This is a genomic window from Bacillus sp. I-2 (assembly GCF_001974945.1).
Taxonomy (GTDB): Bacteria; Bacillota; Bacilli; order Bacillales; family Bacillaceae; genus Bacillus; species Bacillus safensis.
In genome coordinates, this window is record NZ_LZRW01000032.1 from 144990 (window position 1) to 165370 (window position 20381).

Consider the following 20381-nt stretch of genomic DNA (forward strand, 5'->3'; position numbering starts at 1 on the left):
GAAAAAGGATGATTGACATGGAAAAAATACTTAGCTTACATCATGAAGGACAGACAGCGCTCATCACGATTCAGAACCCGCCTGCAAATGCCTTATCCTCTCAGCTGCTCACTGAGCTTAATGACATGTTCGATGAGCTCGAACAGAATGAAGAAGTAAGAGCGATTGTGATCCATGGAGAAGGCAGATTCTTCTCAGCAGGTGCTGATATTAAAGAATTTACCACTTTACAGGAAGAGTCTGATTATGCAAGCCTCGCTGATAGAGGACAGCAAGTCTTTGAACGGATTGAACAGTGTCCAAAGCCAGTCATTGCCTCGATTCACGGAGCAGCATTAGGCGGGGGCCTTGAGCTTGCCATGTCTTGTGATATCCGAATCGCAACAAAAGATGCAAAGCTTGGACTGCCAGAACTAAATCTTGGCATTATTCCAGGATTCGGCGGCACGCAGCGTCTCCCGCGCTACGTTGGTTCTGCTAAAGCGCTTGAAATGATGGGAACAGCTGAACCGATTACAGGTGAAGAAGCATTTGCGTGCGGCCTTGTTACAAAGCTGGCAGAAACAGAGGAAGAAGCGCTGGAAGCGGCCAAAACACTTGCGGGGAAATTTGCCGCAAAAAGCCCTAAATCACTTGAATACGTGCTTGATTTATTGAACGCAACAAAATTGTATTCATATGACGGCGGAATGAAGCTGGAAGCCAAAAAGTTTGGTGAGGTTTTCCAATCAAATGACGCCAAAGAAGGCATCCAGGCCTTTATCGAAAAGCGCAAACCGAACTTTAAAGGGGAATAAGGGATAAGTACGACACAAGGGGGAGAAATAAATGAATATATTTGTTTTGATGAAGCGTACGTTTGACACGGAAGAGAAAATTTCGATTCAGTCTGGTGCAATTCAAGAAGATGGAGCAGAGTTCATTATTAATCCTTATGACGAGTATGCCATTGAAGAAGCCATTCAGCTTCGCGATGAGCACGGGGGAGAAGTGACCGTTGTGACAGTTGGCGGTGAGGATGCGGAGAAACAGCTGAGAACAGCTCTTGCTATGGGCTGTGACAGGGCCGTCTTATTAAATGTGGAAGATGACTTAGAAGAGTGGGACCAATATTCAGCTTCTACCATTCTTTATCACTATTTAAAAGACAAAGAGGCTTCCTTGATCTTAGCAGGGAATGTAGCAATTGACGGCGGCTCTGGACAGGTAGCCCCGCGTCTTGCTGAATTACTTGGCTTTTCATATGTAACAACGATAACAAGTATTCAAATTGACGGCGGCTCTGTATCGATTGAACGAGATGCAGAGGGGGATGTGGAAGTCATTTCTGCCGAACTCCCGCTTGTCGTCACAGCTCAGCAAGGACTCAATGAGCCTCGCTATCCATCATTACCAGGTATTATGAAGGCAAAGAAAAAGCCTTTAGAAGAATTGGAACTTGATGATTTAGATCTGGATGAAGACGATGTACCATATAAAATCAAAACAATTGAACGTTTCTTACCGGAGAAAAAAGAGGGTGGCAAGGTGCTGAGCGGCGAGCTTCAGGATCAAGTCAAAGAACTGACAGATCTACTCAGAAATGAAGCAAAAGTCATCTAAACATCCACTTTACGATATCACGAGAACAAGGGGGAGCTTAAAGATGAGTAAAAAAGTTGTTGTACTTGGAGAAAGTCGTGACGGTAAATTAAGAAATGTGACATTTGAAGCCATTGCTGCCGCTCATAAAGTGGCAGATGGCGGTGAGGTCATTGGCGTGTTAATAGGGGATGACGTCAAAGACCTAGCAGATGAACTGCTTTACTATGGAGCGGATCATGTCATGATTGTGGAGCATCCGCACCTTTCATATTATACGTCAGATGGTTTTGCGCAGGCACTTCAAGCCATATTAGATCAGGTTGATCCGGATGCTGTGCTCTTTGGCCATACATCGATCGGAAAAGACTTGTCGCCGAAAATAGCCGCACGTCTGCAGACTGGCTTGATTTCAGATGCGATCGATGTAAGCGTTACCGGCGAACATCTTGTTTTCACTAGACCGATTTACTCTGGAAAAGCCTTCGAAAAAGTCATTTCGACAGACCGCCTGCTTCTAGCAACCATCCGGCCAAATAACGTGGCACCACTTGAGCGTGATGCGTCACGAGGCGGAGAAGTCACGCCGGTTTCTGTCGATATTCAGAACCTTCGGACGATCGTGAAGGAAGTCATTAAAAAAACGTCAGAAGGTGTAGATTTATCAGAAGCAAAGGTCATTGTCGCTGGAGGGCGCGGGGTTAAGAGCAAGGAAGGCTTTGAACCGCTGAATGAACTCGCTGAAACGCTGGGGGCAGCAGTCGGAGCCTCGCGCGGCGCCTGTGACGCCGACTACTGTGATTATGCCCTGCAAATTGGTCAAACGGGAAAAGTCGTCACACCAGACCTTTATATTGCATGCGGGATATCAGGAGCGATTCAGCATTTAGCGGGAATGTCTAACAGTAAAGTCATTGTGGCGATCAACAAAGATCCAGAAGCGGAAATCTTCAAAATCGCCGATTACGGAATCGTCGGTGACTTGTTTGAAGTGGTACCGCTTTTGAATGAAGAGTTAAAAAAGATGAATATCCACTCGTAACGCTCATACACTCAGAATGCCTAGGTATTCTGGGTTTTTTTGTATGTGATCAAGCAGAAAAGGAGCGGTTGACAAGTGAAGGGGACAGTCAAAGTCAATGACGTGATCGGACGCATTTCTAAACACATTTATGGGCACTTTCAGGAGCATTTAGGAAGAGGGATTTATGACGGGATATGGGTAGGAAAAGACTCAGAGATTGATCATATTGAGGGAATTCGTACCGATGTGCTGAAGGCCCTTCAAGCATTACATATTCCGGTGCTGAGGTGGCCGGGAGGCTGTTTCGCAGACGAGTACCACTGGGCAAATGGTGTAGGTGATCTCAGTGAACGAAAGCCGATGGTCAATACCCATTGGGGTGGTACGGTTGAATCCAATGCATTTGGTACGCATGAATTTATGACATTGTGTGAGCTGCTTGAATGTGAGCCTTATATTTGCGGCAATGTGGGAAGCGGGTCTGTTCAAGAATTAGCCGATTGGGTCGAATACATGACATTTCCAAATGGGACACCTATGTCAGACTGGCGCATTCAAAATGGAAAACAAGAGCCTTGGAAGCTGACCTATGTTGGTGTAGGCAATGAAAGCTGGGGCTGCGGCGGGAATATGACGCCTGAATACTATGCAGATTTATATAAACGCTATCAAACGTACGTAAGAGAATTTGCAGGGCAGCGTATTTATAAAATCGCCTGCGGCGCGAACTCTAATGACGTGAATTGGACGAAAGTATTGATGGAGCAGGCTGCACCGTGGATGGATGGGCTCAGTTTACATTATTACACCGTACCTGGTACATGGGAGAAAAAGGGGTCAGCGACTGAATTTGATGAAGATGAATGGTTTATCACGCTGAAAAAGGCCTATGAGATGGAACGGCTTGTCGAAGACCATGGAGAAATCATGGATCGTTATGACCCAGACAAGCGAATCGGGATGATTATTGATGAATGGGGGACATGGTATGACCCAGAGCCAGGGACAAATCCTGGGTTTTTATATCAGCAAAACACACTAAGAGACGCCCTTGTGGCCGGCCTCCATTTTCATATTTTTCATCGCCATTGCGAGCGGATTCATATGGCAAATATTGCTCAGACGGTCAATGTGCTGCAAGCGATGGTATTAACAAAGGACGAAAAGATGCTTCTGACGCCTACGTATCATGTATTTCACATGTTTCAAGTGCATCAAGAGGAAGAAGCGCTTGAAGTAGAGTTCGTTTTACCCCCGTATGAACGAAGAGGTGAAAAAATTCCTCAGGTCAGTGTGTCAGCCTCACGTTCATCAGGGAAGATGCATATTAGCTACTGTCACCTGAATCCGCATGAACAAACAGAGATATCCCTTGCCATTGCAGGGATTGATGAACAAACGAAAGTCACTGGACGTGTGCTGACGGCCGATCGCATGAATGCCCATAATACATTCGATGAACCTCATTCTGTTCAGCCAAAAGACTTTCAGCAAATGACTGTAAAGTCCGGCGAATTAACGGTGGAGCTGCCGCCAATGTCAGTGGTCATGATAACTGTCGACCTCGCTTAATTGCATATTTCGATGTTTGATGAGAAGAATGTTGGGGCATCATACATTGTAAATGAAGCGGAAAGGGTGTCATGTCATATGCTTAGAACCATTCTAATGATCATCGGTGCGATTGTTGTTATTGGTGCGATTATACGGTTTGTTTTTTAATTCATTTCCTAAAAAATGATTCGTAAGCATTTCATTCGCAAGTCACATTGGTAGATGCTATACTAAAAAGCATAATTTACATTGGAGGAATGAATAATGGCAATCGTAAAAGCTACTGACGCAACATTTTCACAAGAAACTGCAGAAGGTGTTGTTCTTGCAGACTTTTGGGCACCATGGTGTGGACCTTGTAAAATGATTGCTCCAGTTCTTGAAGAACTTGATCAAGAAATGGGCGACAAAATGAAAATTGTAAAAATTGATGTAGACGATAACCAAGAAACTGCTGGTAAATACGGCGTTATGAGTATCCCAACACTTCTTGTTTTAAAAGACGGTGAAGTTGTAGAAACTTCTGTTGGTTTCAAACCAAAAGAAGCACTTGCTGAGCTTGTCAACAAACATCTATAAACCGATCTATGTCCAAGCGGCATAATCATTGAAGCGGTTCTCGTAAAGACGAGAGCCGCTTTTCTTTCAACATGGTATAAAACAAATGTTCGTGATACACTAGAAGGAGTGAAAGAGGAAAACAAGGACGGATGAAAATATGAACAAACTAATCAAAGAAAAGCTGTCAGTCCTGCCGGATCAACCAGGCTGTTACTTAATGAAAGATAGACAAAATACGATCATTTATGTAGGAAAGGCAAAGGTTTTAAAAAACAGGGTGCGCTCTTATTTCACTGGATCACATGACGCCAAAACGCAGCGGCTTGTCAGTGAAATTGAAGACTTTGAATACATTGTCACCTCTTCTAATATCGAGGCGCTTATTTTAGAGCTGAATTTAATTAAAAAATATGACCCAAAATACAATGTCATGCTCAAGGATGACAAGACATATCCTTTTATAAAAATTACGAATGAACGCCACCCTAAGCTGATCGTCACCCGCAATGTAAAAAAGGACAAAGGGAAATATTTCGGTCCATATCCAAACGTACAAGCAGCTCGAGAAACAAAAAAGCTGCTCGACCGCTTATATCCACTGAGAAAATGCGCCACCCTTCCTGACCGCGTCTGTCTTTATTATCATCTTGGACAATGTCTTGCGCCATGTGTGTATGACATTTCCGAGGAAACGAATAAGCAGCTCGTGGACGAAATCACAAGGTTTCTAAACGGGGGACATCAGCAAATCAAAAAAGAACTCACCGAAAAGATGCAGGAAGCTGCTGAAAATTTAGAGTTTGAACGGGCAAAAGAACTGAGAGACCAAATCGCATATATCGACTCAACGATGGAAAAACAGAAAATGACGATGAGTGATTTATCAGATCGAGATGTCTTTGCCTATGCCTATGATAAAGGCTGGATGTGTGTCCAAGTCTTCTTTATCAGACAGGGGAAATTGATTGAACGTGACGTGAGCCTGTTTCCGATGTATCAGGACCCTGAAGAGGAGTTCCTCACGTTCATGGGGCAATTTTATGAAAAGAACAACCATTTTCTGCCGAAGGAAATTCTGGTTCCGGACAGTGTTGATCAAGAGATGATTGAGCAATTGCTTGAGACGAACGTTCACCAGCCGAAAAAAGGAAAGAAAAAGGATCTGCTTTTACTTGCGCATCAAAATGCCAAAATCGCCTTAAAAGAAAAATTTTCGCTCATTGAGCGTGATGAAGAGCGGACAATTGGTGCGGTGAAGCAGCTCGGGGATGCGCTTAATATTTATATGCCATACAGAATCGAGGCATTTGATAACTCAAATATTCAAGGAGCAGACCCGGTTTCTGCCATGGTCGTCTTTCAGGACGGGAAACCCTATAAAAAGGAATACCGAAAATACAAAATAAAAACCGTCTCAGGGCCAGATGATTATGCATCCATGCGTGAAGTCATTAGAAGACGATATACCCGCGTGTTAAAGGATGAACTGCCGCTACCAGATTTAATTTTAATTGACGGAGGAAAAGGACAGATCAACGCAGCCATCGATGTGCTTGAAAATGAATTGAATCTGTCTGTCCCGGTCGCAGGTCTTGTAAAAGATGAAAAACACCGGACTTCAAATCTCATGATGGGAGATACACTTGAAATTGTTGCGCTGGAGCGGAATAGCCAGGCCTTTTACTTATTGCAACGCATTCAAGATGAAGTGCACCGGTTCGCCATTAGCTTTCACCGGCAACTGCGCGGAAAAAATGCATTCCAGTCTATTTTAGACGATGTACCAGGTATCGGAGAAAAGCGTAAAAAGCAGCTCCTCAAACATTTTGGCTCTGTGAAAAAGATGAAAGAAGCCTCTATCCAAGACTTTCAGGAGGCTGGCATTCCGAAACAGACGGCTGAACTTTTAATGGAAGCATTAAAAAAATAGATTGTACTTTTACCAAAAGTCTGTTAAGATGTGACTAATTTAATAAATGAACGTGTTGTTTGTTGAAGATAGAGGTGCGAACTTCAAGAGTAAGCCTTCGGAGATCGATGGGATCTAAGAAGAGGGCTGAAAGGGGAGCGTCGCCGAAGTGAATAAAATCCACTCATTTTATTCGCTGGCTGTACATTGAAGAAATGTAGGGCTGTCAAGAATTGATTTCTTGGAGGGCTATCTCATTGTTTGCATCGTTTAATGATGATTTTAAAGCAATGGGAGATTTGTTCTCTCATTGCTTTTTTATTTGCAGTGAGCGGACAGTCTCCAAAGCTGCCTCTTCTCTCACACGTGAACTTTTGAAAAAGGGTGGTAGACATGGGACTAATTGTACAAAAATTTGGCGGAACTTCCGTTGGGTCAACAGAAAAAATTCGCAATGCCGCAGAGAGAGTGATCGCTGAACGCGAGGCAGGGCATGATGTGGTTGTGGTTGTATCAGCGATGGGCAAATCAACGGATGTTCTAGTAGACCTAGCGAAAGAACTCACAGACGATCCAAGCAAAAGAGAGATGGATATGCTGCTCGCAACTGGTGAGCAGGTGACCATATCATTATTAGCGATGGCACTCCAAAGAAGAGGTTATGATGCCATTTCCTTTACAGGCTGGCAGGCTGGTATGAAAACAGAGCATGTACACGGAAATGCAAGAATCGTGGACATTGATGAATCAAGAATAAAAGAGGAATTAAGTGCGGGGAAAGTCGTTGTTGTGGCAGGTTTCCAAGGAATTGCAGATGACTTACATATCACAACTCTTGGCCGCGGCGGATCAGATACAACAGCTGTGGCACTGGCTGCCGCACTAAAAGCTGATAAATGTGATATATACACAGATGTACCAGGAGTGTTTACGACAGATCCGCGTTATGTATCATCTGCGCGGAAACTTGCAGGCATTTCATACGATGAGATGCTTGAGCTGGCTAATCTAGGAGCTGGGGTCCTGCATCCAAGAGCTGTTGAATTTGCGAAAAATTATCAAGTCCCGCTAGAAGTCCGTTCTAGTATTGAAAATGAATCGGGTACGTTAATTGAGGAGGAATCATCCATGGAACAAAATTTAGTCGTCAGAGGCATTGCATTTGAAGATCAGATTACACGTGTCACAGTGTGCGGGCTTTCAAGCGGTTTAACAACATTATCGACCATTTTTACGACGCTTGCGAAACAGAATATCAATGTTGATATCATCATTCAGTCTGTCACAAGCACCAACCAGACATCGATCTCTTTCTCTGTCAAAACGGATGATTTGTCCAAAACAGTTGAAGTATTAGAAGAATATAAAGGGGCGCTTGGCTACGAGCAGATTGAGACAGAAAGCAAATTAGCGAAAGTATCCATTGTGGGATCTGGAATGGTCTCAAATCCAGGCGTAGCCGCTGAAATGTTTGCTGTGTTAGCGCAAAAAGACATTCAAGTGAAAATGGTCAGTACGTCTGAAATCAAAGTCTCAACGGTGGTTGGCCGTGATGATATGGTCAAAGCGGTTGAAGCGCTGCATGATGCGTTTGATTTATCAAAGGTGAGCGCCGCTGCTCATTCTTAAAAAGGTAAAGAGGTGATCTCATGAAAGAGGGTCGCCTCTTTTTTCTATATGGAAACGGCTGAAACGGGCGTAAACCCATTCATTAAGTATGCTATGATAGATGTAGACATATAAAAAAGGCGTGACCTGAAGTCCGCGCCTTTTATCAAGAGTATTAGCTAGGGTCTCTTAAATCCCATTTAACGGTTAAAATGACTTTCTCAGCACGCTTTTTCACTTGTTCATAGGATTCAGCCACGTGCTCATTCAGAAGCTGAATTTGTTCAGCAATAAAACCCGCTTCCATCTGAAAGCATGGCTCCTTTTGATAGGTGAGTCGATTGGATACTAGTGGACCTTCGAGCTCAAACTCAATTTCCTGTTTTTTCGAATGGACCATCGTGAGAGTCCCCCATCCGGCATCATGGAAAAATTCGGGGATCTTCTCCCATGACTCTTGAGGAAATTTACGAGCAAGCAGTTTACCCGCAAAATACATCATAGATGAATGGTCCTGACCAAGAATATCTGGCAGCAGAACTTCGCGTATCAGCTCGTAGGCAAATCCATTGACTTCAATTTCTTTTAGCTGTTCTAAGTTAGATTCGAATTTATTCATTGTACGGCTCCCCTCTTTCAACAATTTATTATAGCTTATGTGGGCATATGATGACAGAGTTTTCCCTGAAGTCTAAGAAATTCTTATTGTAGTAAAACGAATTTTGATTTAAAACTTTTAAATTTCGGAAAATTTTAATTTATGTACGCGGTTTCTTGACGCTTTTTTGACATAGGAGTAAAATGAAATTGTCAATAAATTTGAATAAAGTGCTTACAATTGAAAGAAGCGGGGGTAAGACAATTTTCAAGCAATTGCACTTTTTTTACTAGGGGGTAAAGTAATGTCGGGGAACAAAGAATTTTTTTATCGGAGATTGCATTCTTTGCTTGGCGTCATTCCGGTCGGTCTATTTTTAATACAGCACTTAGTGGTTAACCACTTTGCGACAAATGGACCAGAGGCGTTTAACAAAGCTGCACACTTTATGGAACAGCTTCCTTTCAGATATGCACTTGAGCTGTTCGTGATTTTCTTACCACTGATCTATCATGCTGTTTATGGGGTGTACATAGCCTTTACGGCACAAAACAACACGTCTCGCTTCAGTTACTTAAGAAACTGGCTGTTCAGATTGCAAAGGATTTCAGGTATTATCACATTGATTTTTGTCTCTTGGCACGTATGGGAAACACGAATTCAAGCTCAGCTTGGAGCTGAAGTCAACTATGACATGATGGCGAATATTTTAAGCTCTCCATTTATGCTAGGCTTCTATATTGTCGGCGTTTTATCTACTATTTTCCACTTTGCTAATGGCTTGTGGTCATTTGCTGTCAGCTGGGGAATTACCGTTTCACCACGCTCACAACGAATCTCCACATATGTGACATTAGGTATATTTATAGCGCTTTCATATGTAGGGCTAAGAGCAATTTTCGCTTTTGTTTAAGAGGAAATAGATTAGTAGAAGAGGGAGAGGGGCTACAATGAGTAATTCTAGCATCATCGTTGTCGGAGGCGGCTTAGCTGGTCTCATGGCAACTATTAAAGCAGCAGAAGCGGGAACAGCTGTTCAACTATTTTCAATCGTACCTGTGAAACGTTCGCATTCTGTATGTGCACAGGGCGGAATCAACGGAGCGGTTAATACAAAAGGTGAAGGGGATTCACCTTATGAGCATTTTGATGACACGGTATACGGCGGAGATTTCTTAGCCAACCAGCCGCCAGTAAAGGCAATGTGTGAAGCAGCGCCGTCCATTATCCATTTACTTGATCGTATGGGTGTTATGTTTAATAGAACACCAGAGGGATTATTGGACTTCCGCCGCTTCGGGGGAACACAGCACCACCGTACAGCGTTTGCTGGAGCTACAACAGGCCAGCAGCTATTATACGCACTGGATGAGCAGGTTCGCCGCTATGAAGTAGCAGGACTTGTCACGAAATATGAAGGCTGGGAATTCCTTGGCGCCGTTTTAGATGACGAGGAAGTGTGCCGCGGGATTGTCGCGCAGAACTTGACGACAATGGAAATTGAATCCTTCCGTTCAGATGCAGTCATCATGGCAACAGGCGGTCCTGGAATTGTGTTCGGTAAATCAACAAACTCCATGATTAACACTGGATCTGCTGCATCTATCGTCTATCAGCAAGGTGCGCATTATGCAAATGGAGAATTCATTCAAATTCACCCGACAGCGATTCCAGGAGATGACAAGCTTCGTCTTATGAGTGAATCAGCTCGTGGTGAGGGCGGACGTGTTTGGACATATAAAGACGGGAAGCCTTGGTACTTCCTTGAAGAAAAATACCCAGCATATGGGAACCTTGTACCGCGTGACATTGCAACGCGTGAAATCTTTGACGTATGTGTCGAGCAAAAGCTTGGCATCAACGGAGAGAACATGGTATATCTGGATCTTTCTCACAAAGATCCAAAAGAGCTTGATATTAAGCTTGGCGGAATCATTGAAATCTATGAAAAATTCATGGGTGACGACCCGCGTAAGCTGCCGATGAAAATCTTCCCAGCTGTTCATTACTCAATGGGCGGATTATGGGTCGATTATGATCAAATGACGAATATCAAAGGTCTGTTCGCTGCCGGAGAATGTGATTACTCAATGCACGGCGGAAACAGACTTGGTGCAAACTCACTTCTTTCTGCGATTTACGGCGGAATGGTCGCTGGACCAAATGCGGTGAAGTACATTAACGGTCTTGAAAAATCTGCGGAAGACCTTTCTTCTGCACTATTTGACAGCGCTGTGAAGAAAGAGCAGGAGAAATGGGACAACATCCTCAGCATGGATGGTACTGAAAATGCATACGTGCTTCATAAAGAGCTTGGAGAATGGATGACGGATAACGTTACAGTGGTTCGTTACAATGACAAACTCTTAAAAACAGATCAGAAGATCGAAGAACTAATGGAGCGCTACAAGAAGATCAACATCAATGATACCGCATCATGGAGCAACCAAGGCGCTGCCTTCACACGTCAGCTTGACAACATGCTACAGCTGGCAAGAGTCATTACGATCGGGGCATATAACCGGAATGAAAGCCGAGGCGCACACTATAAACCGGAATTCCCAGAAAGAAACGATGAAGAATTCCTTAAAACAACGATGGCTACGTTCAAAGGGAAAAATCAAAAGCCTGCATTCCACTATGAGGACGTCGATGTATCGTTAATTGCACCTCGTAAACGAGATTACTCGAAGAAAAAGGTGGAGAAATAAGATGAGTGAAAAAAACACAATTCAATTCATTATCACACGTCAAGATACTGCAGATGGAAAGCCTTATGATGAAGAATTCGAAATCCCTTACCGCCCAAATATGAACGTCATTTCCGCACTCATGGAAATTAGACGTAACCCGGTCAATAAACAAGGTGAAAAAACAACGGCGATCAACTGGGACATGAACTGTCTTGAAGAGGTGTGCGGAGCTTGTTCCATGGTCATTAATGGAAAACCGCGCCAGTCATGTACAGCCTTGATTGACAAGTTAGATCAGCCGATCCGTCTTCAGCCGATGAAGACATTCCCGGTCGTGAGAGACTTGCAGGTTGATAGAAGCCGCATGTTCAACTCCTTGAAAAAAGTAAAAGCATGGGTGCCGATCGATGGCACATATGATCTTGGACCTGGACCAAGAATGCCTGAGAAAAAACGTCAATGGGCGTATGAGCTTTCTAAATGTATGACATGTGGTGTCTGCCTTGAAGCTTGTCCAAACGTGAATGATAAGTCTTCCTTTATGGGCCCTGCACCGCTTTCACAAGTTCGTCTATTTAACGCACATCCGACAGGTGCGATGAATAAGTCTGACCGTCTAGAAGAAATTATGGGTGACGGCGGTCTTGCGAACTGTGGGAACTCTCAAAACTGTGTGCAGGCTTGTCCGAAAGGAATCCCGCTGACAACATCAATTGCAGCACTTAACCGAGATACAACATTACAAGCTTTCCGTAACTTCTTCGGAAGCGATCACGCAGAATAACATCACATTCAGTCCTCTTTGCCAATCATGATGAGTGTTTACAAGAGGCTGGATGGAACACAAAATAAACGCCTCTTCCAATATGGGAGAGGCGTTTATTGATGAATAAGGAGATGATGAAGTGAGACTTCCGTCATATATTGAGGAACCGTTTGAAGGATGGAGAGCATCCTTTCGATTTTATGTCGAAACGACTGTCCGTTTTTCAGAAACGGATATGTTCGGCCATATGAACAATGTCACCCCTTTTGTATATTTTGAAGAAGCAAGGATAGCCTTTTTTCAAAAAACGGGAATTGTGGATAAACGAATGAAACGTGTGAGAGAGACGATTACAGTCGTGGCAAACCTGCAATGTGATTACATCAAACAGGTGGAGATTGGGGAGCGGCTTCGTGTGTATGTAAAGCCGGAAAAAGTCGGATCAAGCTCACTCACCCTTCATTATTTAGGAGAAAACGAGCAGCAGGAACCATGCTTTACAGGCTCGGTCACCATGGTGCAAATTAATAAAGAAACAGGCGCACCTGTCCCATTTACAGAGGAAGAAAAAGAGACATTTCAAGCTCAACGAAATGGGTAGCATGCAGCCCTCATCATCGTGTAAGCTTCATTTTGTTATAATAAAAAGACCATATTAAGAAGAACAAAAGGAGAACACATGAAGATTTTTCAATATGACACCATTGATAGTACAAATAATGAAGCGAAAAGGCTCATTCAGCAAGGAGAAAAACCTTCATTTGCTGTCTATGCACATCAGCAGACAGCAGGAAGAGGCAGGCTAGGCAGACCGTGGGAAACGCCTGCAGGGAATGTCGCTTTGACCATGACAGTTTTGCCGCCAGAAGAACTCTCCACCCAGTCAACGATCGCTCCGCTGACGGCACTAGCGATCTACGATGTACTCAAACCTCTCATCAGGGCTGAGGATCAGCTGGCGATTAAATGGCCAAATGATATTCTCATCAATGAAGCAAAGGTATCTGGCACATTGATTGAAGCGGACCGTAACGCCATTTATATCGGGGTTGGCATCAATGTGAAGACAAAGCCGGAGCATGTTCCGTACAAAACCATTTGCCTATCAGAACTTACAGAGGTAAAAGCCGATCAGCTTGTGAAGGAACTTGCCGCCGCTTTTGAAAAATATCATACACGCTGGAAGAATGAAGGGTTTGAAGCACTCACTTCCCTCTATAACAAACGGTTATATCGTCTTCATAAACCGCTGCGAATCTCGTTAGATCGTGAAAAACAAACATGGGAAGAGGGCATTTGCTGCGGAGTCAATCGCTACGGTCATCTCCAGCTAAAAGATGAGAAAGGACAGATAAAAGCTCATTCTGCCGGAGATATCGATGCACCGCTTCAGCATTAAAAAAAGCAGACGATATTCTCGTCTGCTTTAAGCTTCTCTTTTAATATGGGGCTGAATCACATAGTCTTGTTTTGTAAAGACAACTCCGTCTAGAATTTCTCTTGCAGTTCGAATAACTTTGACTCTGTTTTGAGAGATGTCAATTTCCGTTTGCATAATCCCAGCAGGATGCCCAATACGAAGGGTGTCACCTTGACCTTGAAACAGCTGAGAAGGAAGCGTTTCATCCAAGAAACAGCTGGCTGTCACGCAAACAGAGCCGGTAATGGCAAGTGCTTGGTGCGGTCGTTGCATCGATAGCATACGAACGATGATGTCCATATCTGCTGCTCGTCTCAAGATTCCATTTGTATCTACATAATCAGCAGGCTCGCTAATGAGCGCAAGCTTTGGAACAGCTGGAGACTGTAATGTGGCCATTTTTTTTGGTGCAAAGTGACACATTTCAGCAGCGAGAGAACGAATTTCTTCTAAATCATCGAGTAATTCGTCTGTAAACTCTTCAGGCAATTCAGTTCCTTTTAATTGAATATCTTTGGCACGAATAAAGGCAATCGGATTTGCAATGTCAACGATCGAGATTGGAATCTCCCCAAACTTTGTTTGAATCGTATCCATTTTGTTTCCAGTCGGAAAGGTTTTACCTGTGACAGCGCCTTCAGGTTTCTCAAAGGATAAATAAATGGGAGAACCGGTTCCTTTTACGCCTGGAATTTCTGCCTGTCCTTCAAATTTTACTTCTCCATTTTCGACTTCGACCTCTGCCGTGATGACTTTATTTGTATTGGTATTGAGGATACGTACAGTCGTAATGGGCTCAACTGCTTGAACAAGTCCTTTAATGATCGCATACGGCCCAACGGCTGATGAGATGTTCCCGCAGTTTCCTTTAAAGTCGACATATCTCTCATTAATGCTGACTTGTGCAAATGTATAGTTCACATCCACATCCGGGCGTGTGGCTTTATCGATAATGGCCACTTTGCTTGTTAAAGAATTACCGCCGCCGATTCCATCGACCTGCAGCCGGTCAGGGCTGCCCATAATGTCTAATAGAAATGCCTCGAGCTCATCGTGTTCATATGGTGCATTGTTTGCGTGAATGAATACTCCTTTGCTTGTACCGCCTCGCATGATTGTGATTGGAACTTTTCTCATGACTCTCACCCTCAATTTTTAATGAACTGTTTATCTAACCAAAATGGTAAAGTATAATAAGGAATAAGTTAAATACATTATTTTAAGAGGAATCAATAAAAATATTTTATAATCAGTAAAAAAGGAGGGCATACAATGGATGAAAAAGATTGGCGGTTTTTAAAGGTGCTTTATGAAGAAAAGAACATCACAAAAGCGGCAGAAAAATTATTTGTCTCTCAGCCTGCCTTAAGCTATCGATTGAAACAGCTTGAAGAGGAGTTTGATATGAAGCTTTTCTTTAAAAGAAAACGAGGAATTGAATTTACATCAGAGGGCGAATACTTGGCTAAATACGCAAATGACATGCTCAAACAGCTGCAGCAAACGAAAGATGGCATGCTCAATATGCAAAAAAAGGTCAAAGGAACGATCAGGTTAGGGGTCTCAAGTAACTTTGCCCAGTATAAACTGCCAGAAATATTAAAAGAATTTTCTAAGCAGTATCCACATGTTCAATTTATGGTCAACACAGGCTGGAGCACAAAGGTAATGGATTTATTAGGAACATCAAGTGTGCATTTAGGGATTTTAAGAGGTGATTATGACTGGAATGGAGAGCGTTTTTTGCTCGATAAAGAGCGTCTTTGCATTATTTCAAAATCAGAAATTCAGCTAAAGGATCTCCCGAATCTGCCGCTCATTGACTATCATACAGACAGTTCATTAAAACGGCTGATTAACAGATGGTGGCAGGAAACATTCACAATGCCTCCGCTTGTCACGATGGAGACAGACCGTCAGGATACATCAAAAGAGATGGTGAAGCATGGTTTAGGCTATGCCATTGTCCCAGAAATTTGCCTCAGACCAAGTGATGAGTTATTTGTAAAAGGACTTTCGTATAAAGATGGACAACCTGTTTTAAGAGATACATGGCTCATGTACCAGCCAGACTCACTTCATTTGTCTGTTGTGAAAGCGTTCATTGAGTTTTTAAGAAATCAGCAAGGTTGATTATAAAAAAAATTTATTGAATATACGAAAAAATCGATATTTTCATTATAAAAAAAGCTATTATATCCTTGAAATAGAAAGCGCTAACATATAGATCGCAAGTGCAAGGGGGCGCTTGCAGATCATGTAAAGAAGAGGATGGAGGGATATAAAGTGCTAGCTATTTTAGGGATCTTGATGGTCTTGACATTTACATTTCTCATTATGACAAAACGTATGCATCCGGTGGTGGCTCTAACCGTTGTACCTATCATATTTGCATTGATCGGCGGCTTTAACAAAGGGTTAGGGGACATGATGCTTGATGGACTGAAAACTGTTGCACCATCAGCTGCTTTATTGTTATTTGCGATTTTATTCTTCGGTGTCATGCTGGATGCTGGATTGTTTGATCCTCTGATTAAACTCATTCTACGTATTGTAAAAGGTGATCCTGTCAAAATTGCTTTTGGGGTAGCGATTTTGTCTATGCTTGTTGCATTAGATGGTGACGGAACAACAACGTACATGATTACCGTATCAGCTATGCTGCCACTTTTCTTAAGAATTGGGATGAACCCATTAATTTTAGGAACAATTTCATTATTATCATTAGGAATTATGAGCGGAATGACGCCATGGGGCGGCCCGGCTACTCGTGCAATCGCAGCGCTTGGATTAGATGCAGGCGAATTTTTCATTCCATTACTCCCAACGATGGTTGGAGGCGGTCTTTTTATACTTTTTACTGCTTATGTACTTGGGAAAAAAGAAAGAAAACGGATTGGGATTGCAGAAATTCAGCACAAAGAAGAGGTATCTATTTCTCCAGAATTGGCTGCGTCAATTGAAGATGGAGTAGCCGATATCAAGAGACCGAATCTGATTTGGATTAACTTCTTCCTTACAGTTGCTGTCATGGTCACACTCGTCATGGATATCATACCAATTCCTGTACTCTTCTTAATTGGATTTGTCATCGCTCTGATGATCAACTATCCAAAGGTTGAAGATCAGCGCGAGCGAATTTTATCTCATGCAGGCAACGCATTAACGGTTATCACACTTGTATTTGCAGCAGGGATTTTCACAGGGATCTTTTCTGGAACAAAAATGGTTGAGTCCATTGCCAATTTGGTCATTTACATGATTCCGGATTCCTACAGCTCATTTTTCCCGCTGATTGTGGCTTTGACGAGTATGCCATTTACATTTGTGCTTTCAAACGATGCTTACTATTTCGGAGTACTGCCAATCTTGGCTGAAGCTGGCGCAGCTTACGGGATTGATCCGGTGGAAATTGCACGTGCCTCTATCATAGGGCAGCCTGTCCACTTACTGAGTCCGCTTGTAGCTTCAACACTGCTGCTTGTCAGTATGCTGAACAAAGATATTGGTGATTTGCAAAAATATGCACTGCTATGGACCGTGTTAACTGCCCTTTTTACAACACTTATTGCATTGTTAACAGGCGCCATTTCAATCTTTTAAATACCACGCAAAAAAAGGCGATGTCTCGGGGAAGAGACTCGTCCTTTTTTGCGTGGAGGAAAGCGCAGAAATTGGACGCTGATATGCGGGATTTCTTGATTTTAACGTCACCTACCTCAGGCACCCGGCATATGATATCTCGACTATACAGAATCCCATTCTATAGAGACTAGAGCTCTCACCTTAGCAAGGAGGGTTACAATACTTGAAGGAGAAAGAGTTTCAATCCAAGCCGCTATTAACCAAAAGAGAAAGAGAAGTATTCGAATTGCTCGTCCAAGATAAAACAACAAAAGAAATTGCAAGCGAGCTTTTTATTAGCGAAAAGACTGTTCGAAATCATATTTCGAATGCCATGCAAAAGCTAGGAGTCAAAGGCCGTTCACAGGCTGTAGTCGAGCTTCTGCGTATGGGTGAGCTAGAGCTCTAAAGTCAGCCGGTTTTCCTTCCATATCGGGAAGGAACCGGTTATTTCTATATGGTTTCCATTCTTCTTGCATTTTCTTTGAAAAACGAGGAAAATAGACATGTACGTTTTAATCAAAGTGAGATGCTATAGTGAGGTATCAATAAAATGGAAACGAATGAATCAGGCCATGTTGCAGACATTGAAAAATCATTGCGTCACATTGCCGCAATTATTAAGCAAAAAGGCAGAGAAATCCTGAATCAATATACGATTACACCTCCACAATTCATTGGGCTTCAGTGGCTTTATGAATTCGGAGATATGACCATAGGCGAGCTGTCACAAAAGATGTACTTGGCTTGCAGTACAACCACTGATTTAATTGATAGAATGGAAAAAAGTGAACTTGTCGAACGGGTGAAAGATCCATCTGACCGCCGCGTGGTTCGCATTCATTTATTGCCTGAAGGCGAGCGGATCATTCAAGAAGTGATTGCTAAACGCCAAGAATACGTCAGTGAACTTCTAGAGGCTTTCTCAGAAGAAGAAGCCATCGTTTTCAACCAATCCTTAACGAAACTACAGCAGCAAATGAAAAGAAAATGAGGCGATTTTGTTGGATCAACCAATCGGCGTCATTGATTCCGGCGTCGGCGGTTTAACCGTTGCAAAGGAAATCATGAGACAACTGCCAAAAGAAAAAATCATTTATGTAGGCGATACAAAACGATGTCCATATGGCCCGCGGAAAGAAGAAGAAGTTCTTCAATATACGTGGGAAATGGCGCACTACTTATTAAAACACCACCATATTAAAATGCTCGTCATTGCATGCAACACAGCAACGGCGATCGCACTGGATGAAATTAAAGCAACGCTTGATATTCCGGTTATTGGCGTCATTCAGCCTGGCGCCCGTACAGCGATCAAGGTGACAAACAATCAGCATATCGGCGTTATTGGCACAGTCAATACGATCAAAAGCGAGGCATACAAAGAAGCGCTGCTGTCATTAAAAGCAGGTCTAACAGTTCAAAGTCTGGCGTGTCCGCTCCTTGTCCCATTTGTGGAAAGCGGTACGTTTTTAGATCAGACAGCAGAGGCAGTGGTGAAAGATTCCCTTGAACCGATAAAAGAAACAGGAATTGATACACTTATTCTTGGCTGCACACATTATCCAATTTTAAAAGAACCGATTCAGCGCTTTATGGGCAGTGATGTCAGCATCATTTCATCAGGGGATGAGACAGCGAGAGAAGCAAGTACGATTCTTTCATATAAAGGGCTGTTAAATACCTCTAAAGAAGCACCTGTCCATACATTTTACACAACAGGGCAGCAGCAAAATTTTCAAAACATCGCTCGTGACTGGTTTGGCTACCTGCCAGGGAAGGTCGAAACCGTGTCACTTGAACACATCTATCAGCAATAACCCCCTTCTATTTGAAGTGGGTTATTTTTTTATGAAAAGGGTCTAATCCTCTGGGGGAGCTCGTATACATAGTAGTACAAACTACTAGAGGAGGGTGAAGTATGCTGAAAAAAGGATCTACAGCAGCTGTTACGTGTATCGCGTCAGCCATGCTTTTGTCAGGATGCGGATTGTTTCAAACAGACCAAGCGAAAACAGAGATTGATCCACCACAAAACGTCACATATGTGAAAGAAAATAAAGAAGATAAACAAACAGCCAAAGAAGGAAAAGAAGAGAAGCAGGCAGATACGGTGATGAGAGAATTATATTTAATTGATAAAAACGGGTATGTCGTATCTCAATCTATTCCGCTGCCGAAAAATGAAGGAAGTGCCAAACAAACCCTTGAATATCTCGTGGATGGGGGACCTATTTCTAACTTAATGCCGAATGGCTTCAGAGCAGTGCTGCCAGCGGACACGAGGGTATCTGTCGATATTAAAGACGGAACGGCGGTTGTCGATTTTTCAAATGAATTTAAAAACTATAAAAAAGAAGACGAGCAGCGCATTTTGCAATCTGTCACTTGGACGTTAACTCAGTTTGATTCCATAGCCAAAGTCAAATTGAAGATGAATGGACATGAACTAAAAGAAATGCCAGTGAACGGTACACCTATCTCAGATGATTTAGGCAGAGAAGACGGTATTAATATCCAGCACGAGGCTGCTGCTGATATGACAGCGACAAAGCCAGTGACGGTGTACTATTTAGCTGAATCTGATGAACAGACGTACTATGTTCCGGTGACCACAAGAGCGCCAAAAGACGAGGATGATCCGATTACAGCAGCGATTGATGAGCTCGTCTCTGGACCAAGCAAAAAAAGCCATCTGCTTACAGACTTCGATCAGGATGTGAAGCTGAATGATGTACCAAAAGTAAAAGATGGCCATGTGACACTTGATTTCAACGAATCCATTTTTGGCAGTGCAGATGAAAAGAAAAAGGTCATTTCACAAAAAGTTCTTGATAGCATTGTGCTCACATTAACCGAGCTGCCGGACGTCAAAAGCGTATCTGTCAAGGTGAACGGCAAGGCTGAGCTTGTGAACGAAAAAGGAGCAGAGCTCACAAAGCCGGTTTCACGACCAGAACAAGTGAATACAGGTAGTTTTTAACGTCACACATTGATATAATGGAGAAAAAGAGGCATGCATATTCGCTGCCTCTTTTTTATT

Annotated in this window: 20 protein-coding genes and 1 riboswitch; of the genes, 18 read left to right on the top strand and 2 right to left on the bottom strand. The window is 43.0% G+C overall.

Translation table 11 applies throughout. The features are described from left to right. Positions 1-17 precede the first annotated feature (17 nt). The 7 genes from BAE31_RS09720 to BAE31_RS09750 all read left to right on the top strand — a co-directional run bounded on the left by BAE31_RS09720 (position 18) and on the right by BAE31_RS09750 (position 8258). The gene (locus BAE31_RS09720; RefSeq protein ID WP_039180497.1) at positions 18-797 is read left to right on the top strand and encodes an enoyl-CoA hydratase; all 780 of its coding nucleotides are present in this window, start codon (positions 18-20) and stop codon (positions 795-797) included. Positions 798-828: 31 nt separating this feature from the next. Further along, positions 829-1602 (top strand): electron transfer flavoprotein subunit beta/FixA family protein, encoded by a 774-nt coding sequence (locus tag BAE31_RS09725; RefSeq protein WP_024427173.1) that lies wholly within the window; start codon positions 829-831, stop codon positions 1600-1602. 43 nt (positions 1603-1645) lie between these two features. Next, positions 1646-2623: an electron transfer flavoprotein subunit alpha/FixB family protein gene (locus BAE31_RS09730; RefSeq protein ID WP_073206874.1), complete on the top strand. Its 978-nt coding sequence runs from the start codon at positions 1646-1648 to the stop codon at positions 2621-2623. 75 nt (positions 2624-2698) lie between these two features. After that, positions 2699-4177 carry an alpha-N-arabinofuranosidase gene (locus tag BAE31_RS09735; protein ID WP_076840320.1) on the top strand — a complete coding sequence of 493 codons (1479 nt, stop codon included), beginning with the start codon at positions 2699-2701 and terminating at the stop codon, positions 4175-4177. A 246-nt stretch (positions 4178-4423) separates the two neighbouring features. After that, positions 4424-4738 carry a thioredoxin gene (gene trxA / locus BAE31_RS09740; RefSeq protein WP_007501629.1) on the top strand — a complete coding sequence of 105 codons (315 nt, stop codon included), beginning with the start codon at positions 4424-4426 and terminating at the stop codon, positions 4736-4738. A 139-nt stretch (positions 4739-4877) separates the two neighbouring features. Continuing rightward, entirely contained in the window at positions 4878-6650 is a 1773-nt protein-coding gene (gene uvrC / locus BAE31_RS09745) for an excinuclease ABC subunit UvrC (RefSeq protein ID WP_024423216.1), read from the top strand. A 61-nt stretch (positions 6651-6711) separates the two neighbouring features. Continuing rightward, a riboswitch (Lysine riboswitch) is annotated at positions 6712-6889 on the top strand. 133 nt (positions 6890-7022) lie between these two features. After that, the gene (locus BAE31_RS09750; RefSeq protein ID WP_076840321.1) at positions 7023-8258 is read left to right on the top strand and encodes an aspartate kinase; all 1236 of its coding nucleotides are present in this window, start codon (positions 7023-7025) and stop codon (positions 8256-8258) included. 154 nt (positions 8259-8412) lie between these two features. Here the strand turns inward: BAE31_RS09750 and BAE31_RS09755 are convergent, their stop codons facing one another. Further along, positions 8413-8856, bottom strand: a complete 444-nt coding sequence (locus BAE31_RS09755; RefSeq protein WP_024423214.1) for a YslB family protein — start codon at positions 8854-8856, stop codon at positions 8413-8415. A 283-nt stretch (positions 8857-9139) separates the two neighbouring features. On the opposite strand from BAE31_RS09755, the gene BAE31_RS09760 reads away from it, so the two are divergent. The 5 genes from BAE31_RS09760 to BAE31_RS09780 all read left to right on the top strand — a co-directional run bounded on the left by BAE31_RS09760 (position 9140) and on the right by BAE31_RS09780 (position 13693). Next, positions 9140-9748: a succinate dehydrogenase cytochrome b558 subunit gene (locus tag BAE31_RS09760; RefSeq protein ID WP_024423213.1), complete on the top strand. Its 609-nt coding sequence runs from the start codon at positions 9140-9142 to the stop codon at positions 9746-9748. A 37-nt stretch (positions 9749-9785) separates the two neighbouring features. Next, positions 9786-11546, top strand: coding sequence for a succinate dehydrogenase flavoprotein subunit (gene sdhA / locus BAE31_RS09765; RefSeq protein ID WP_024423212.1), 1761 nt, complete (start codon positions 9786-9788; stop codon positions 11544-11546). Position 11547: 1 nt separating this feature from the next. Continuing rightward, entirely contained in the window at positions 11548-12312 is a 765-nt protein-coding gene (sdhB, locus tag BAE31_RS09770) for a succinate dehydrogenase iron-sulfur subunit (protein WP_034279749.1), read from the top strand. 121 nt (positions 12313-12433) lie between these two features. Next, positions 12434-12895, top strand: a complete 462-nt coding sequence (locus BAE31_RS09775) for an acyl-CoA thioesterase (RefSeq protein ID WP_076840322.1) — start codon at positions 12434-12436, stop codon at positions 12893-12895. A gap of 78 nt (positions 12896-12973) precedes the next feature. Continuing rightward, entirely contained in the window at positions 12974-13693 is a 720-nt protein-coding gene (locus tag BAE31_RS09780; protein ID WP_076840323.1) for a biotin--[acetyl-CoA-carboxylase] ligase, read from the top strand. 27 nt (positions 13694-13720) lie between these two features. Here BAE31_RS09780 and BAE31_RS09785 read toward each other — a convergent pair whose 3' ends face one another. After that, a complete protein-coding gene (locus BAE31_RS09785) occupies positions 13721-14851 on the bottom strand; it encodes a 2-methylaconitate cis-trans isomerase PrpF family protein (RefSeq protein WP_076840324.1) in 1131 nt (376 codons plus the stop codon). 135 nt (positions 14852-14986) lie between these two features. Between BAE31_RS09785 and BAE31_RS09790 the strand changes: the two genes are divergently transcribed. The 6 genes from BAE31_RS09790 to BAE31_RS09815 all read left to right on the top strand — a co-directional run bounded on the left by BAE31_RS09790 (position 14987) and on the right by BAE31_RS09815 (position 20321). Further along, positions 14987-15847, top strand: a complete 861-nt coding sequence (locus BAE31_RS09790; protein ID WP_024423208.1) for a LysR family transcriptional regulator — start codon at positions 14987-14989, stop codon at positions 15845-15847. 153 nt (positions 15848-16000) lie between these two features. Next, the gene (locus BAE31_RS09795; protein ID WP_041107161.1) at positions 16001-17317 is read left to right on the top strand and encodes a CitMHS family transporter; all 1317 of its coding nucleotides are present in this window, start codon (positions 16001-16003) and stop codon (positions 17315-17317) included. 205 nt (positions 17318-17522) lie between these two features. Then, complete coding sequence (gerE, locus tag BAE31_RS09800) at positions 17523-17747, top strand: spore germination transcription factor GerE (RefSeq protein WP_003184172.1); 225 nt, start codon at positions 17523-17525, stop codon at positions 17745-17747. Between the two features lie 144 nt (positions 17748-17891). After that, positions 17892-18332, top strand: coding sequence for a MarR family winged helix-turn-helix transcriptional regulator (locus BAE31_RS09805; RefSeq protein ID WP_076840325.1), 441 nt, complete (start codon positions 17892-17894; stop codon positions 18330-18332). 7 nt (positions 18333-18339) lie between these two features. Beyond that, positions 18340-19158, top strand: coding sequence for a glutamate racemase (gene racE, locus BAE31_RS09810; protein ID WP_481747480.1), 819 nt, complete (start codon positions 18340-18342; stop codon positions 19156-19158). Between the two features lie 101 nt (positions 19159-19259). Beyond that, a complete protein-coding gene (locus BAE31_RS09815) occupies positions 19260-20321 on the top strand; it encodes a GerMN domain-containing protein (RefSeq protein WP_076840327.1) in 1062 nt (353 codons plus the stop codon). Positions 20322-20381: the final 60 nt, after the last annotated feature.

Bases quoted from the DNA above. Each gene is read 5' to 3' on its own strand.
- BAE31_RS09720 (WP_039180497.1), top strand. From the start codon at position 18: ATGGAAAAAATACTTAGCTTACATCATGAAGGACAGACAGCGCTCATC.
- BAE31_RS09725 (WP_024427173.1), top strand. From the start codon at position 829: ATGAATATATTTGTTTTGATGAAGCGTACGTTTGACACGGAAGAGAAA.
- BAE31_RS09730 (WP_073206874.1), top strand. From the start codon at position 1,646: ATGAGTAAAAAAGTTGTTGTACTTGGAGAAAGTCGTGACGGTAAATTA.
- trxA (WP_007501629.1), top strand. From the start codon at position 4,424: ATGGCAATCGTAAAAGCTACTGACGCAACATTTTCACAAGAAACTGCA.
- uvrC (WP_024423216.1), top strand. From the start codon at position 4,878: ATGAACAAACTAATCAAAGAAAAGCTGTCAGTCCTGCCGGATCAACCA.
- BAE31_RS09750 (WP_076840321.1), top strand. From the start codon at position 7,023: ATGGGACTAATTGTACAAAAATTTGGCGGAACTTCCGTTGGGTCAACA.
- BAE31_RS09755 (WP_024423214.1), bottom strand. From the start codon at position 8,856: ATGAATAAATTCGAATCTAACTTAGAACAGCTAAAAGAAATTGAAGTC.
- BAE31_RS09760 (WP_024423213.1), top strand. From the start codon at position 9,140: ATGTCGGGGAACAAAGAATTTTTTTATCGGAGATTGCATTCTTTGCTT.
- sdhA (WP_024423212.1), top strand. From the start codon at position 9,786: ATGAGTAATTCTAGCATCATCGTTGTCGGAGGCGGCTTAGCTGGTCTC.
- sdhB (WP_034279749.1), top strand. From the start codon at position 11,548: ATGAGTGAAAAAAACACAATTCAATTCATTATCACACGTCAAGATACT.
- BAE31_RS09780 (WP_076840323.1), top strand. From the start codon at position 12,974: ATGAAGATTTTTCAATATGACACCATTGATAGTACAAATAATGAAGCG.
- BAE31_RS09785 (WP_076840324.1), bottom strand. From the start codon at position 14,851: ATGAGAAAAGTTCCAATCACAATCATGCGAGGCGGTACAAGCAAAGGA.
- BAE31_RS09790 (WP_024423208.1), top strand. From the start codon at position 14,987: ATGGATGAAAAAGATTGGCGGTTTTTAAAGGTGCTTTATGAAGAAAAG.
- BAE31_RS09805 (WP_076840325.1), top strand. From the start codon at position 17,892: ATGGAAACGAATGAATCAGGCCATGTTGCAGACATTGAAAAATCATTG.
- BAE31_RS09815 (WP_076840327.1), top strand. From the start codon at position 19,260: ATGCTGAAAAAAGGATCTACAGCAGCTGTTACGTGTATCGCGTCAGCC.